The sequence below is a fragment of the Shimia sp. R9_1 genome (genome assembly GCF_017743775.1).
GTDB lineage: Bacteria > Pseudomonadota > Alphaproteobacteria > Rhodobacterales > Rhodobacteraceae > Shimia.
Window position 1 is genome coordinate 253,804 of record NZ_JAGHRN010000003.1, and the last position, 14,396, is coordinate 268,199.

Here is a 14,396-nt window from a genome sequence, read left to right on the forward strand (position 1 = left end):
GCTGTCAATCGGCCAGAATACGAATCGCGGCGCTGATGGGTTGGTCTCCGACCACATAAGCGCGATGATCATTGGTTGAGAGCGTCACGCGGATGTCGTGCTCTCCGGGAGGCAGCGCGCCGATGGTGATGCTTGGCTCATACAGCCGACCAAGCTTCATGCCATTTAGGTAGATATGGCCATGCCCGGTGCCGGGAACATGGGGACCGTCCACCAGATGCGGTGTGAACTCGAAGTCTTGCGACAGCACCTGCACCACCCATCGCTCACCGTTCTGGGTCGCTGAAAGGGCGATTTCAGGCGCAGGTTCGCCTTCTCCGACGCGGCAGATGTCACCGATGCCAAAGAGGCCAAAATCGGGCGCTTCGCCGGTGGTGCGCGGGGCGACGATGCGGGCGCGGGTGTTGAGCGTGCCTGCGTTCTCAAAGGTGAGGGAAACGGGCAGGGTGCGCCCATCGTTCAAAGCACCGGATACGCCTTTGAGGTGGACAAACATCCCATCAGCCGCCAGTGAAACCGCTGAATCCGCAGGGATCGCGCGTCGGGTATCCTGACCGCTGAAAATGGCTTTCTCAGCGTCGGGGGCTGAGACAGAAATCAGCCGGTCGGGGTGGCCGTTGTTGGCAATTTTGAGGAAGACGGCGACCGCTTTGTCTTCGTCAACAAGCGGGGCGGCGGTGGCATTGGTGAGCAATACGTCGTTTGAGGCCTCAGGGCGCATCAGCGTCCAAGCGGCGCCAGAGACACAGAGAGCGATGAGGAAAAGCCCCAGTGGTTTTCGCGCTTTCATCCCAAAGGCCCCTCAGTATTATCCGCCCATGCTCCAGAAAAATCTGCCTTCCACTCTAAGCTTCAAAGAGATCGCTGCAAAGGCTTCCCTTGCGTTTGTGATCAACCTGCTGTGCGCGGGTGACGCGGTTGCCCACACAGCGGAAGGTGGATTTGTTCTGTTGTTGCCCACGGATATCTATATCGCGTCGGGCGTGCTGGCCGTAGCGCTGACGGTGGCGATGCTGATTGTTTTGCCGGATAGCTTTGTTTCTTTGTCTTTTAAAAACAAAAGGTTGTGGCGCGCGACAAATCTGCAGGTGTTGCCGGTAAGGCCACATCATCTCAGCAGTTTATTGTCCGCGCTGTTTCTCTTCTGGCTGATCTATATTGGGCTTGAAGGGCCAAGAGATCCGCTGGCAAATCCGTTGCCTCTGACGGTCTGGACATTGTGGTGGATTGCCTTTGTGACGGTGCAGGGGCTCTTTGGGAACCTCTGGCGCTGGGTGAACCCGTGGAGCGGGCCGGTTTGGTGTTTTCAAGCGCTGTTTGGGCGCTCTATGAGGCTGCGGTACCCAGCCTGGCTGGGACATTGGGTTGGGGTTGGCGCGTTTCTGGCGTTGGTGGGCTTTGTTTTGGCGGATCCGGCGCCCACTGATCCGGCGCGGCTGGCGCGGGTGGTGGCGGCCTATTGGGCGGTGACATTCTTTGGCCTGATCCTCTATGGCCCGCGCTGGGGCCACCGCGCAGATGGCGCGAGCATGATGCTGTGGCTCTATGGCAAGGTTGGCCTGTTTGCCCGGCGCGGCGCGCATTTGCGGCTGGGTCTGAACGGCTGGCAGCTGGTCAGCCTGCGCTCGGTGCCATTTGGCGTGGCGGTGCTGTGCCTGCTGATATTGGGCAGCGGTATTTTTGACGGGTTAAACGAGACCTTCTGGTGGCTGGATCAGCTGGGCCTCAATCCTCTGGAATTTCCGGGGCGGTCTGCGGTGATCTGGCAAACGCTTATTGGGCTGGTGCTGACCAATCTGGCCGTTGTGGGGTTGTTCGCCATGGCGCTTTGGCTGGGCTTGCGCTTGGGGCGGTCACAAATGCCGCTGCGCCGCGCGCTTTGCCTCTTTGCGCCAACGGTTTTGCCGATCGCACTGGGCTATCACGTGGCACATTACTTCACGAGTTTTCTGGTGCAGGCGCAATATGCGCTGGCGGCTGCAACCGATCCTTGGGCGCGTGGGCAGGACCTGTTGGGGCTTGGCACATTTTATGTCTCCACCGGTTTCTTCAACACCCAAGACAGCGTGCGTGTCTTGTGGCTCTGTCAGGCCGGAAGTGTGGTGATTGGGCATGTGGTGGCACTGCTGCTGGCGCATGCGGTGGCGCTGCGTCACGTTGAGACGCGTGTCGCCCTTACACAAGTGCCGGTCGCTATCTTTATGATTTTCTGCACGTTTTTTGGACTTTGGCTGCTTGCATCACCTCGCGGCTTCTGACACAAACCGCGCCCTCTAGACACAACCGCCAATCGTTTGCACTCTAACAAGCATTCTGATTGCGATATTTTCGGTCACAAAACCATGTGAACACAGGGGGACACAAGATGACCAAATCGAAGACGATTACGCCTAATTCACAACAGACAACCCGGCGCGGCGCGCTCAAAACTTTGGCGCTTGGCGGGACCGCGGCGGCGGCTTTGCCGATGTGGGCGCGCTATGCAGGCGCGCAGAGTGCGGAGCCGATCAAGATTGGGTTTCAGGTCCACCGCACCGGCATCGGCGCGGCCTACGGGCGCTGGTATGACCGCACCACACAAGCGGCAGCGGCGCTGATCAACGAGCAGGGCGGGATCAACGGCCGCCCCGTTGAGATCATCGCGGAAGACGATGGCACAGACCCGAAGCGTGGTGCCGAAGTGGTTGAAAAATTTGCCAATCAGCACAATTGCGACATTGGCTTTGGCACGTTGTTTTCCCATGTGGTGATCGGCTCTGCGCCGCGTGCGGGCGAGCTGAAGCTGCCGTATTTTGTGGTCAGCGAAGGCCATCATGTGGCGAGCGGCATGCTCAACCGCTACACCCTGCAACCCGGCATCACCGATGTGAAAAGCCAGGTGCAGGCGATGGCGCCGTTTGTGGCCAGCAACCTCGGCAAGAAGGTCACGATGATCTTTCCGGATTTTGCCTTTGGTCATGACCACCGGGATTTCTTCACCGCCGCGATTGAAGCGCAGGGTGGAGAGGTGCTGGAGCATATCGCCATTCCGCCCACGGAGACCTCGTTCACTAAGTATTTCCCCAAGATCCCGCGCGACACGGAGGTGATCTACCACGTGATGGTTGGCCCGGCTGTGCTGACCTTTGTGAAAGAACTTGGTGAGTTCTTTGGCCCACAACGGCCTGAAATATTTGGATTTATCGACAGTCTTGAAGCGGTGGACATTGGCAGCCCGGGGCTTGAGTTCCTCGAAGGCACCTATTTCTGGGAAGGCAATCCACGCTATGCGCAGGTGGATCAATCCTCCTATGACGCCTTCTTCCGCGAGCGGGTTGGGGTGGATGCCAATGGGGCCTCGGTGAGTGATCCCAAAGATGTGTCGACCTATGCGCATATGTTTGGCTGCTGGGAGACCTTGCATGTGGTCAAGGCGGGTATGGAAGCGGCTGGCTATCAAAGCACCGCGGATCGCGCCAAGCTGATTGAAGCTGTTGAGGCGATGACCGACATGCCACATTCCAATGCGCATCCACAGGGCGCGAAGGTGTTTAACGGCAAAACGCACCAGGTGTTTGGTCATCAGTACATCACCAAGGTGACCGACGGAAAACTGCTTCTGGTGCACACGACCTCCATTGAGGACACGTATTATCCGGACGAAGTGGACTACACCACACAACCGCTCTGATTGAGAAAAGTTGTGGTGCGCCAAGGGGTTGGCGCACCCTGCGTAGGCGATGCGGCAGGAGCGGCAATGGATTTTGGACCTTATTTGATGCTCGCCACGCTGGAAGGCGCGGTGACAGCGGCGGTGTTGGCGCTGACCGCGAGCGGCTTGGCGCTGGTGTTTGGCGTGATGCGCGTGGTGAATGTGGCGCATGGCGAATTTTTCATGCTGGGCGCGGTGCTGGCATGGTGGGTGACAAGCTGGCTGGATGGCTATGCCGCGCTTGGGTTTGCTCTGGCGCTGTTGAGTGTGCCGGTCATGGTTGGGGTTTTGGCCGCTTTGGCGGATGTCACGGTCTTGAAGCGCCTGTCCTATGATCCGGAGCGCACAATCGTCGCCACCATCGGTATTCTCTATATTTTGCAACAAGTTACGCTGATGACTTACGGCCCGGATGCGCGGCCGGTTACGCCGCCGTTCAACACTCGACTGGCCTTGCCCTGGGTGGAGATGACCGACACGGGGCTAAGCCTCTATTGGCCCTGGGGGTTGAGCATTACGAGCTACAAGCTTGCGGTGATAGGAGCGGCGGCCGGCGTGCTGGCCGCGCTTTGGTTGTTGATGACGCGCAGCAAGCTTGGGCTGATGATGCGGGCGACCGAACAAGATCGCGATATGGCATTGGCCTTTGGCATCCCGGTTGAGCGCGTCTATGCGCTGGTCTTTGGTCTGGGGGCAGGTCTTGCGGCTTTGGCGGCCGTGTTGATCGTGCCGATCCAGCAGGCCCATTACCTGATGGGGGGCGATCCGCTGCTGTTGAGCTTCATTGTGGTGATCATCGGCGGTTTGGGCAGCCTGCCGGGAACTGTGCTGGCCGCGCTGTTGATTGGTCTGTCTGACGGGATCATTTCGGTGTTCTTCTCGCCTACGCTGGCCAAGATCATGGCCACGGTTCTGGTGGCGCTGGTTCTGGTGTTCCGTCCGCAGGGTCTTTTCGGAGCCAGCCGCGCATGACTTCAGAAGTGAGGAAAATCATAGGGGTGCACGGTGGTGTTCTGGCAATCCTATTGGTTTTGCAATTCGTGCTGCCAGCCTATCACCATGGCAATCTGGCGCGGATCATGGTGCTTGCGACCTATGCGATCGGCTACAATTTGTTGTTTGGCTACACTGGTTTGCTGAGCCTAGGGCATGCGCTTTTCTTTGCGGCGGGGCTCTATGGCATGGGGCTTTGCATGACCCAGCTAGGGCTGAGCGCCGGGGGTGCTTTGCTGCTTGGTGTTTTGGTGGGGGCCACGGTTGGCGCGGTCATCGGCGCTCTGGCGCTGCGCACCGAAGGCGTGGCCTTCATGATTGTGACATTGATGTTTGCGCAGGCCGGATACCTGACGGTGCTCTACTTTGGGGCCTACACGCGCGGGGACGAAGGTTTTGTGATCCAGCAGGCGGACCGCATGTTGTGGGGATTTGATCTGTCTGATCCGAGCAACCGGTATTTTGCCGCTTTTGTTGTGTTTGCCGTGGCCTTTCTAGCGCTGCTGGCTGTGCTGAGATCGCGGTTTGGCCGCGTTTTGATCGCGATCCGCGAAAACGAAGAACGCGCGATGATGCTGGGCTATGACGTGATGCGCTACAAACTGATGGCTGTGGTGCTGTCAGCGACTTTGTCTGCGCTGTCTGGCGCGGCCTATGGGCTGCTGTTTGGCTACGTCGGGGCGAGCTTTGCCTCGGTTCAATACTCCATTTTCCCGCTGCTGTGGGTGCTTCTTGGTGGCGCTGGAACCGCGCTCGGTCCCTTGGTGGGGACGGTATTTATGTTCTACCTCATAGACTTAAGCTCAGGCATTACCACGGCTTACATGCTGATCGCCGGGGTGGTGCTGGTCTGTCTGACGCTGTTTGCCCCGCAAGGGTTGATGGGAGAGATCCGCAACCGGTTCTGGAGGTGGTTGCCATGAGTTTGCTTGTTGCGAAGGGGCTTTCCAAACAATTCAATGGCTTGCTGGCCGTTGACGATGTGAGCCTGGATATTCCCCAGGGACAGGTCCGTGCGTTGATTGGGCCAAATGGCGCGGGCAAGACCACATTGGTGGGCCTTTTGTCTGGCCGTTTGCAGAGCAGCGGTGGGGAGATTTCTTTCGATGGGCAGGATGTTACGGCGCTTTCTGCCCACAAGCGGATCGCCATGGGGATGGCCTATACCTTTCAGATCACCTCGATTTTTCCGAACCTGCCGGTCTGGGAGAATGTCGCATTAGGCGCGCGTCGGGTTTTTCCCTCTGCAGCTGAGGCAGATCGCAAAGTGGAAGCTGCGCTGAGCCGTGTGGGCCTGTTGGATCGGGCGTCAGAGGACGCTGGCGATTTGAGCTATGGCCACCAGCGGTTGCTGGAGATCGCGATGGGGTTGGCGCAGGCTCCAAAACTGCTGATCCTGGATGAGCCAACGCAGGGCCTGGCGGATGGAGAAGTTGCGGCGTTCAACCGTTTGATCGGAGAATTGCGGGCAACCTCAACCGTGCTTCTGATTGAACACAACATGGATGTGGTGATGCAAGTTGCTGATTTTGTGACAGTTTTGAAAGCCGGTCAGGTGCTTTTTGAAGGCACCCCAGAAGAGATTCAAGCCAGTGCGGCGGTGCAGGGCGCCTATCTCGGAGGCGAAAATGCTGAAGCTTGAGGCGGTGGATGCAGGTTATGGTCGTGCGCAGGTGCTTCGGCAGGTGTCATTTGAGGCGCAAGCCGGTGAAATCACATGTCTTCTGGGCCGTAACGGCGCTGGTAAGACCACCACAATGAAAGCCATTATGGGGCTGTTGCCGTTGATGGGCGGGCAGGTGCGGCTGGAGGCCGAAACGCTCTCCGCGCTGTCCGCGCATCAGGTGCCGCGTTGTGGCGTCGGCTATGTGCCGCAGGGGCGGCGGTTGTTTGGGGAGCTGACCGTTGGGCAGAACCTCGAAGTGGGGCGGTTTTCCAAGCCGGATAACGAGGGCGTTTTGGAAGAGGTTTTGCAACTTTTTCCAAGGCTCAGCGAGCGTTTTTCTCAGCGTGCGAACACGTTGAGCGGCGGGGAGCAGCAGATGCTTGCCATGGCGCGGGCGCTGAGTTTGCGGCCCAAGGTGGTTTTGCTTGATGAGCCGACAGAAGGGCTGCAGCCTTCCATGATTGCGGCCATTCGCGACGTGACAGAAACCATGAGAGATCAAGGCGTTGCCGTGGTTTTGGTCGAGCAGAGGGTCGAGGCGATTTTAGCGCTCGCAGATCGTGCGGCGTTGCTTGAAAACGGACGGATGCGCGGTGTGGTCTCTGGAGCAGATATGCGTGATGACCCGAGCATACTTGCCCGTCATCTGGGTGTCTGACGATGCGGTATGACGGCGTAGGTGCCAAACACTCAGATAAGTTTTTTCAGGAGCAGAGCGAAGATCGTCTGTTCGGCCTCATTCAGCGGGGCAAGCGTGTCTTTGGTGATTTGTTCGGCGGCGGCGGCGAGCTCTTCGTAAAGCGCCCAGCCTTCGGCGGTCGGTTTCAGCAGGACGCGGCGCTGGTCTTCGGGATCGGGCGCACTGGCCACCAGAGACTTGTTGCGCAGACGGTCCACCACGCCTTTGATGGTGGCGGCATCCATGGCGGTGGCGCGGCCCAAGGCGTTTTGCGACACCGCGCCAAGCGCGCAGAGTTTGGCCAGAGCGGCAAACTGTGTGGGGGTCAGATCGGTGATGCCTTCTGCGAAGATGGACAGATGGCGCTGTGTTGCGCGCCGCAAAAGAAAGCCAACCTGATCGTCCAGATCATAACGCTCTGCCGCGGTGCGCGGCGGAATTGGGGGCTGAGACGTGTCCATCGGGGGCATGTGCTGGGCCTGACTGCGGTCGCGCAAGAGGGCGCGATGGCTGGGATTTGTTGACACAGGCGCAGATCCTGCCGCAAAATCTGTTTGTATACCAACAAGATTTTGAGCAATGCGCCCTGAGGGCTGAGAGGACAGCATGGGGATTTATCACCGCCCCGACAAGTTGAAAGATGCGCTCGCGCTGCTGGAGGCCGAGAGGGTGATCATTGCGGCGGGGTGTACGGATCTCTTTGCGGCGACGGAAGCTCAGGAGCTGGGCAGTGGGGCTGACGATGTTGTGCTGGATGTGACGGCGCTTTCGGAACTGCAAGGCATTCAGAAGGTTGCCAAAGGTTGGCGGATCGGTGCTGCGGCCACCTGGAGCGATGTTGTGGCGGCATCTTTGCCACCGGCATTTGACATGCTGAAGCGGGCCGCGCGGCAGGTTGGCGGTATTCAGGTGCAGAACGCTGGGACCCTGGTTGGCAATGTCTGCAACGCCTCACCTGCGGCGGATGGTATGCCGCCGTTGCTTGCCTTGGATGCGGAGGTCGAACTGCTTAGGCCCGGTGGCATCCGTCGGATGGCTTTGCGTGATTTTGTGACCGGCCCGCGCCAGACTGCGCGGGAAAACGATGAAATTGTGAGCGCTTTGCTGGTGCCTGAGGGGAGCGCCTCCGGCCACAGCGCATTTGAGAAACTTGGCACCCGCAGCCATTTGGTGATTTCCATCGCGATGGTGGCCGCGCGTTTGGAGGTGAGCGACGGGCGAGTGACCGGCGCGGCAATGGCGGTAGGCGCTTGCAGCCCGGTGGCTGCGCGCCTGAGCGCGTTGGAGACCGCGCTGATCGGGGTGGCCGTTGATGATATTGAGGACGTGGTCGGGGAGGCGCAGATCAGCGCGGCTCTAAGTCCGATTTCAGATGTGCGCGGCAGTGCGGAGTACCGTTTGGAGGCGGTTCCCGAGCTTGTGCGTCGCGCCCTGCGGTCCGCAGCGGAGGCCGCGGGATGATCCATCTGAAGGTGAACGGAACACATCATGAAGTGGCTGCCGCGCCGGGGCGGCGGCTTTCGGATGTGTTGCGGCATGATTTGGGGCTGACGGGCACCAAAGTGGGCTGCGATGCTGGTGATTGCGGCGCCTGTACCGTGCTGCTCGATGGGGCCGCGACCTGCGCTTGCTTGACACCTGTGGCGCAAGCACAGGGGCGTCATATTGAAACCATCGAAGGACTGTCTGGCCCGGGACCAAGTGCGCTGCAGCGGGCATTTCTGCGGCACGGAGCTGCGCAATGTGGGATTTGCACGCCCGGTATGGTGATGGCGGCTGAAGCACTTCTGCGGGGGGAGCAAAAACCTGATCGGCAGGCAATTGAAGCGGCGCTTGGCGGTGTGCTGTGTCGCTGCACCGGTTATGCAAAGATCATTGATGCGGTGCTGGATGCAAGCGGCAGCGGTGCGGGCCCTGAACCGGATGCGGCGGCCTCGGTGGGTGCACGGGTTGAACGCCTGGATGGGGTGCCTAAGGTCTTGGGAGCAGAGGCTTTTGGAGCGGATGTGCTGCCAGAGGGCGCGCTTTGGGTCAGAGCCATTCGCAGCCCCCATGCGGCGGCGCGGTTTGCGTTCGGTGATCTGAAAGGCTGGGCTGCGGCGCAAGGCGTCGCGGTCTTCACGGCAGCAGATGTGCCGGGACGCAATGTGTCGGGGGTCATCCCGGCCTTTGTGGATCAGCCTGCCTTGGCGGACGGGCATGTGCGGTTGGCCGGAGAGCCTGTGGCGCTGGTGGCGGGCGCGCGGGATGTGGTCCTTGCCCTTGATATGGCGCAGGCTCCGATTGCGTGGCAGCCGGAGGCTGCGGTGCTGGATGTGGCTACGGCGCGCGCCGGTGATGCAAGGCAACTGCACGCGAGCCGTGCGGACAATCTGTTGATCGCAGGTGTCGTGCGCCGAGGTGAGGCTGCGGAGGCGGTTGCTAAAGCCGACCACGTGGTATCAGGTCAGTTCACTACAGGCCATGTAGAGCACGCCTATATCGAGCCGGAGGCCGGGGCGGCTTGGATGGAGGGCGATGTGCTCAATATCCGGGCCTGCACTCAGGCGCCTGTATTGGATCGTGATGAAACGGCGGCGGTGCTGGGGCTGCCGCAGGACAAGCTGCGCATCCGGCCAGCCGCAACGGGCGGCGGGTTTGGTGCGAAACTGGATCTGTCGGTGCAGCCGCTGATCGGGCTGGTGACATTGCTGACAGGGCGGCCCAGCGTGATGGTCTATGGACGTGCGGAAAGCATGCTGGCCTCCACGAAAAGGCATCCGGCGCAGATGACCGCAACGCTGGCCGCAGATGCGGATGGGCAGCTGACAGGAATGCTCTTTGACGGTGATTTTGACACCGGAGCTTACGCGAGTTGGGGGCCGACGGTGGCGGTTCGCGTACCGGTGCATGCCAGCGGGCCTTATGCGGTACCCAACTATGCCGCCGAGGCGCGGGCGATCCATACCAATGGGCCGGTGGCAGGTGCCTTTCGCGGCTTTGGTGTGCCGCAGGCGGCGGTACTGCAGGAAACCCTGCTGGATGAATTGGCAGATAAAGTTGGCATGGATCGGCTAGCGATCCGGCGCAAAAACGCTCTGACTGAGTCTGCAGAGACTGTTTGTGGGCAAACAGTGCAGGGCGTTGGCATTGGCGCTTGTCTTGAGGCGCTGCAGCCGCGCTGGGATGCGGCGCAAATCGCGGTGGCGGGCTTTAACGCGCAAAACAGTGGCAAGGCGCGCGGGATCGGCGTGGCCAGTTGCTGGTATGGCTGCGGAAACACAGCCTTGCCGAACCCTTCGACCATGCGGATGGGGATCACAACAGATGGGCGGATTTGTCTGCATCAAGGCGCGATGGATATTGGTCAGGGCGCCAATACGGTGATCGCGCAGATTGCTGCGGATGCGGTGGGCTTTCCGGTGCATCAGCTTGAGGTGCTGGACGCGGATACGGGGGTGTCACCGGACTGCGGAAAGACCTCGGCCAGCCGGCAAACAGTGGTGAGCGGCAAAGCTGCGCTTTTGGCGGGGCAAAGCTTGCGGGCGCAGATATTGCAGATGGCCAACATGGGGCCGGATGCGCGGATTTCCTTGCAAGGAGGGCACTTGCGCATTTCTGAGGCCGGAGCGACGCGAGAGATTGATCTGAGCGCGTTGCCTGTGGGGGCTGAGGGCTATGTGTTGATGGCGGAGGAAACCTATGATCCGCCCACCGAAGCATTGGATGAACACGGGCAGGGTGTGCCCTATGCGGTTTACGGCTACGGAGCGCAGTTGGCTGAGGTGGAGGTCGATCTGGCGCTTGGCACGGTGACGGTGCTGAAGATCACCGCCGCGCATGATTTGGGTCGGGTGATCAACCCGCTGCTCGCAGAGGGGCAGATTGAGGGAGGCATCGCACAAGGCCTTGGCATGGCCCTGATGGAAGAGTTTGTGCCGGGGCGCACGGAGAACCTGCATGACTATCTGATCCCGACGATTGGCGACATACCGGAGGTTGTTTCGCATCTGATTGAGGTGCCGGATCCGGAAGGGCCGATGGGGGCCAAGGGACTTGGAGAGCATGTTCTTATCCCAACGGCACCAGCCATTTTGAACGCAATCACAGATGCTTGCGGGGCGCGGTTGACGCAGTTGCCTGCGCGGCCAGATCGGGTTTTGGCGGCGATCAAAGCAGCAAAAGAGAGGTCTGGGTGAGATGAACACGACATCGGGCAAAGAGACACGTGTGCGGGAGGAGAAGATCCGCTGTGATGCTTGCCCGGTGATGTGCTATATCGGTGAAGGCAAAATCGGAGCCTGTGACCGCTATGCAAACCAGGGCGGCGAGATCGTCCGCTGTGATCCGCTGACGGTGCTGGACCGCACGCTGGAACATGGCGGGGAGGTTCGTCCCTTTCTTGGGCGCGACTGGCATGACGGGCTGTCGACCGATGATCTGTTTGTGACGGCCGTGGGCGCTGGCACCACCTATCCGGACTATAAACCCGCGCCGTTTCTGGCGAGTCGCGAGGTTGATGGCGCGGATTTTGTGACCGTGGTGACGGAGGCCATCTTCTCCTATTGCGGCGTTAAGGTGAAAATAGACACGGATCGGCATCTTGGACATGAGGGCGCGGTGATCCGTCATCAGGGGGAAGCGGTCGGGCTGATGATCACCAGCGAATATGGCTCTCAGATGATGAGCCTTGGCGGGGTTGATCACCTGACAGGCGGCAGCAAGTTGGAAGGGCGCGTGACCTGTGATGTGCTGCTGCGGCTGTTGAACCGTGAGGCCGTGACACTGACCGTTGATGGCGGCGCGGAGGTAGTGGTGGAGGCGGGTGTTGCCCCGATTGTGGACGGGCAGCAAGAAGCGCGGATGCGGGTGGGCTGCGGGTCGGCCACCATCGGCATGTTTGCAAGCCAGTGGCAGGGTTTGGTGGATGAGGTGGTGGTGGTGGATGACCACATCACTGGCGTTGTGAGCGAGCATCAGGCGGGCAAAGTGCTTGGCTGGCCGGACACGGGCATTCGCATCAAAGGACGGCGCAGCACGCCGGGGCGTTATTTTCAGGTGGCAGAGCCGGGGCTGGGCTGGGGCGGCACCAATATTGATGATCCGCTGTCGATCCTTGGACCATGGCTTGAGAAAAAAGGTGCGCGGGAAGGGCTGAGCCTGTTGATGGTCTCCACCACCGGAGAGCATGCGGCTTATTTTGAGCTCGACGCGGATTTGGAGCCGCAGGCCAAGCCGATGCCGGAGGCGTTGAAGCCGTCGGTGGCCTTGATCGCTGAGAACTGTGAGCCTGCGCTTTGCACAGTGATGTTTATGGGCGGTGCCGGTGGTTCGTTGCGCTCCGGCGTGACCCGCAACCCCGTAAAGCTGACCGATGCTGTTCAGGCCGGGCGCGCGGATGTCACCGTGGGCGGGGCAAAGTCATTTGTCTGGCCGGGCGGGGGCATCACGCTGATGGCAGATGTGACGCAAACGCCCAAGGGGGCCTTTGGCATGGTGCCAACGCCGGCCATTGTCGCGCCCTTGGAGTTTACCGTGTCCAAGGAGGAATATGAGGCGCTTGGCGGGCATGTTGACTCGGTGCGGGATGTTCTGGATATTTTGCAAAGCGGTGGCGCCTATGCGCGCGACAGCCATGTGTTTGGTAAAGGTGAGGACAGTGAATGACTGTTATGCCTCAGGTGGCGTGGTTGCCGGACGGGCGACGGTTGCATCTGCATCACGGCCCCATTGATCTGATCATTGAAATCTGGGGCGACGGGCGTGCTGAGGCCTATGTTGCGGTTGTGCAGCGGTTTGAGACGGTTTTGCAGGAATTGGTGGATGAGTTGCCGGGATTGCGGCAATCGGCCGATCAGGAAATCGTCTTTGAGGGGCAGATTGCCCAAAAAATGCAAAAGGCTGCGCGGGTCGGTTTGCCCGATTTTGTCACACCGATGATGGCGGTGGCCGGTGCGGTGGCAGATGAGATCGCCAATATCATCGCCAACGTCCCCGGTGTGGCGCGGGCCTATGTCAACAACGGCGGCGATGTGGCGCTGGTTCTGACGGAGGGGGAAACCCTGCGCGCCAAGGTGATTGGCAACTCCGCAGGCGTGAAAGTGAACGCGGAAGATCCGATCCGTGGCGTGGCGACCTCTGGCTGGTCAGGGCGCAGCCTGTCCCTTGGCATAGCGGATGCGGTGACTGTTCTGGCGCATACGGCGGCGGAGGCGGATGTGGCGGCAACCTTGATTGCCAATCACGTGGATGTTCCCGGGCATCCGGCGATCAAAAGAGCGCCTGCCAATGAGGTGCGTGAGGATACGGATCTGGGCGCCCGGCTGGTGACCGTCGATGTCGCGCCGATGCCTGCTGAAGATGTCGAGCAGGCCTTGCTTCGCGGCGTGCAATACTCGGAAAAGCTGTCACAAAAGATGCCCCTGGCCGGCGTGCACCTTTATGCGCAGGGGCAAGCGCGTTGTGGGCTCAAGTTTCTTTCATAACCCGTGCAAGCGCGCAGAACTGCTCTAGTGAGACCTGCTCGGCGCGTTCGGTGGGCTGGATGCCTGCGGCCAAGAGCCGGTCCTCGATGTCGGGTGCCTGACCTTTCAGAGCCGCGCGCAGCATCTTGCGACGCTGGTTGAAGGCGGCAGCGACCACACGTGACAGCGTGGCAGCGTCTGCGGGATAGCGCGGTTCTTCCAGCGCGGTGAGATGGACGACGGCGGAATGCACCTTTGGCGGCGGGGAAAATGCGCCGGGGGGCAGGGACATCACGATATTGGCGTTGGCACGCCATTGGGCGAGGATCGCAAGGCGGCCATAGGCTTTGGAACCCGGTTGTGCGGTGATACGTTCGGCCACTTCGCGCTGAAACATCAGGGTGAGGCTCTGCCAGAACGGCGGCCATTCCTTAGGCGTGAGCCAGCGCACCAGCAGCTCTGTGCCGACGTTATAGGGCAGGTTGGCGGCCACACGGATGGGTGGCGTAAGGTGGGCGAGCGGGTCCACTTCAAGCGCGTCGCCGTTGATGACCTGAAGCTGGCCGGGGTAGGCGGCTCCGATCTCTGCGAGCGCAGGGATGCAGCGGTCGTCTTTCTCGATGGCGAGCACGCGACGGGCACCTTCGGCGAGCAAGCCGCGGGTCAGGCCGCCGGGGCCGGGGCCGATTTCCAGCACGTCACATTCGGTCAGATCGCCTGCACGGCGGGCAATCTTGGCAGTCAGGTTGAGATCGAGCAGAAAGTTCTGTCCTAGAGATTTGCGGGCAGAGAGGCCATGGGTGTCAATCACCTGACGCAGCGGGGGAAGATCATCAATGGCGCTCATGGTGTTACCTGTGGCTTACCTGTGTGATTGCGCGCGCAGGGCGCGATATTGGCCTTGGTCGGGGATATGTGCCGCCC

At 60.5% G+C, this 14,396-nt stretch carries 13 protein-coding genes; 10 read left to right on the forward strand and 3 right to left on the reverse strand.

Translation table 11 applies throughout. From position 1 onward, the window contains the following. Positions 1-4: 4 nt before the first annotated feature. The gene (locus J7399_RS12185; protein ID WP_209086517.1) at positions 5-790 is read right to left on the reverse strand and encodes a copper chaperone PCu(A)C; all 786 of its coding nucleotides are present in this window, start codon (positions 788-790) and stop codon (positions 5-7) included. A gap of 28 nt (positions 791-818) precedes the next feature. On the opposite strand from J7399_RS12185, the gene J7399_RS12190 reads away from it, so the two are divergent. The 6 genes from J7399_RS12190 (at position 819) to J7399_RS12215 (ending at position 7,008) form a co-directional block, all read left to right on the forward strand. Beyond that, a complete protein-coding gene (locus J7399_RS12190; protein ID WP_247742872.1) occupies positions 819-2,258 on the forward strand; it encodes a hypothetical protein in 1,440 nt (479 codons plus the stop codon). A gap of 107 nt (positions 2,259-2,365) precedes the next feature. Beyond that, the gene (locus tag J7399_RS12195) at positions 2,366-3,670 is read left to right on the forward strand and encodes an ABC transporter substrate-binding protein (RefSeq protein WP_209086519.1); all 1,305 of its coding nucleotides are present in this window, start codon (positions 2,366-2,368) and stop codon (positions 3,668-3,670) included. 66 nt (positions 3,671-3,736) lie between these two features. Next, complete coding sequence (locus tag J7399_RS12200) at positions 3,737-4,663, forward strand: branched-chain amino acid ABC transporter permease (protein WP_209086521.1); 927 nt, start codon at positions 3,737-3,739, stop codon at positions 4,661-4,663. Continuing rightward, entirely contained in the window at positions 4,660-5,607 is a 948-nt protein-coding gene (locus J7399_RS12205; RefSeq protein ID WP_209086523.1) for a branched-chain amino acid ABC transporter permease, read from the forward strand. Before J7399_RS12200 ends, J7399_RS12205 begins: the two co-directional genes overlap by 4 nt. Next, a complete protein-coding gene (locus J7399_RS12210; RefSeq protein WP_209086526.1) occupies positions 5,604-6,326 on the forward strand; it encodes an ABC transporter ATP-binding protein in 723 nt (240 codons plus the stop codon). Before J7399_RS12205 ends, J7399_RS12210 begins: the two co-directional genes overlap by 4 nt. Beyond that, positions 6,313-7,008: an ABC transporter ATP-binding protein gene (locus tag J7399_RS12215; protein ID WP_209086529.1), complete on the forward strand. Its 696-nt coding sequence runs from the start codon at positions 6,313-6,315 to the stop codon at positions 7,006-7,008. The genes J7399_RS12210 and J7399_RS12215 overlap by 14 nt, the downstream gene beginning before the upstream one ends. Positions 7,009-7,040: 32 nt before the next feature. Here the strand turns inward: J7399_RS12215 and J7399_RS12220 are convergent, their stop codons facing one another. After that, complete coding sequence (locus J7399_RS12220) at positions 7,041-7,556, reverse strand: MarR family winged helix-turn-helix transcriptional regulator (RefSeq protein ID WP_348539463.1); 516 nt, start codon at positions 7,554-7,556, stop codon at positions 7,041-7,043. 79 nt (positions 7,557-7,635) lie between these two features. Here J7399_RS12220 and J7399_RS12225 point away from each other — a divergent pair, with 79 nt between their 5' ends. From J7399_RS12225 to J7399_RS12240, 4 genes are read left to right on the forward strand one after another with little or no spacing between them, the layout of a single operon-like run. Further along, positions 7,636-8,490: an FAD binding domain-containing protein gene (locus J7399_RS12225; RefSeq protein WP_209086531.1), complete on the forward strand. Its 855-nt coding sequence runs from the start codon at positions 7,636-7,638 to the stop codon at positions 8,488-8,490. Then, the gene (locus J7399_RS12230) at positions 8,487-11,207 is read left to right on the forward strand and encodes a molybdopterin cofactor-binding domain-containing protein (RefSeq protein ID WP_209086533.1); all 2,721 of its coding nucleotides are present in this window, start codon (positions 8,487-8,489) and stop codon (positions 11,205-11,207) included. Before J7399_RS12225 ends, J7399_RS12230 begins: the two co-directional genes overlap by 4 nt. A 1-nt stretch (position 11,208) precedes the next feature. Then, positions 11,209-12,675: a 6-hydroxynicotinate reductase gene (locus tag J7399_RS12235; RefSeq protein ID WP_209086535.1), complete on the forward strand. Its 1,467-nt coding sequence runs from the start codon at positions 11,209-11,211 to the stop codon at positions 12,673-12,675. Continuing rightward, entirely contained in the window at positions 12,672-13,493 is an 822-nt protein-coding gene (locus J7399_RS12240; RefSeq protein WP_209086537.1) for a UPF0280 family protein, read from the forward strand. The genes J7399_RS12235 and J7399_RS12240 overlap by 4 nt, the downstream gene beginning before the upstream one ends. Here J7399_RS12240 and rsmA read toward each other — a convergent pair. Then, on the reverse strand, positions 13,477-14,319 hold the full coding sequence (gene rsmA / locus J7399_RS12245) for a 16S rRNA (adenine(1518)-N(6)/adenine(1519)-N(6))-dimethyltransferase RsmA (RefSeq protein ID WP_209086539.1): 843 nt from the start codon (positions 14,317-14,319) through the stop codon (positions 13,477-13,479). The genes J7399_RS12240 and rsmA overlap by 17 nt on opposite strands. Between the last annotated feature and the right edge of the window lie 77 nt (positions 14,320-14,396).

Bases quoted from the DNA above. Each gene is read 5' to 3' on its own strand.
- J7399_RS12185 (WP_209086517.1), bottom strand. From the start codon at position 790: ATGAAAGCGCGAAAACCACTGGGGCTTTTCCTCATCGCTCTCTGTGTC.
- J7399_RS12190 (WP_247742872.1), top strand. From the start codon at position 819: ATGCTCCAGAAAAATCTGCCTTCCACTCTAAGCTTCAAAGAGATCGCT.
- J7399_RS12195 (WP_209086519.1), top strand. From the start codon at position 2,366: ATGACCAAATCGAAGACGATTACGCCTAATTCACAACAGACAACCCGG.
- J7399_RS12200 (WP_209086521.1), top strand. From the start codon at position 3,737: ATGGATTTTGGACCTTATTTGATGCTCGCCACGCTGGAAGGCGCGGTG.
- J7399_RS12205 (WP_209086523.1), top strand. From the start codon at position 4,660: ATGACTTCAGAAGTGAGGAAAATCATAGGGGTGCACGGTGGTGTTCTG.
- J7399_RS12210 (WP_209086526.1), top strand. From the start codon at position 5,604: ATGAGTTTGCTTGTTGCGAAGGGGCTTTCCAAACAATTCAATGGCTTG.
- J7399_RS12215 (WP_209086529.1), top strand. From the start codon at position 6,313: ATGCTGAAGCTTGAGGCGGTGGATGCAGGTTATGGTCGTGCGCAGGTG.
- J7399_RS12225 (WP_209086531.1), top strand. From the start codon at position 7,636: ATGGGGATTTATCACCGCCCCGACAAGTTGAAAGATGCGCTCGCGCTG.
- J7399_RS12230 (WP_209086533.1), top strand. From the start codon at position 8,487: ATGATCCATCTGAAGGTGAACGGAACACATCATGAAGTGGCTGCCGCG.
- J7399_RS12235 (WP_209086535.1), top strand. From the start codon at position 11,209: ATGAACACGACATCGGGCAAAGAGACACGTGTGCGGGAGGAGAAGATC.
- J7399_RS12240 (WP_209086537.1), top strand. From the start codon at position 12,672: ATGACTGTTATGCCTCAGGTGGCGTGGTTGCCGGACGGGCGACGGTTG.
- rsmA (WP_209086539.1), bottom strand. From the start codon at position 14,319: ATGAGCGCCATTGATGATCTTCCCCCGCTGCGTCAGGTGATTGACACC.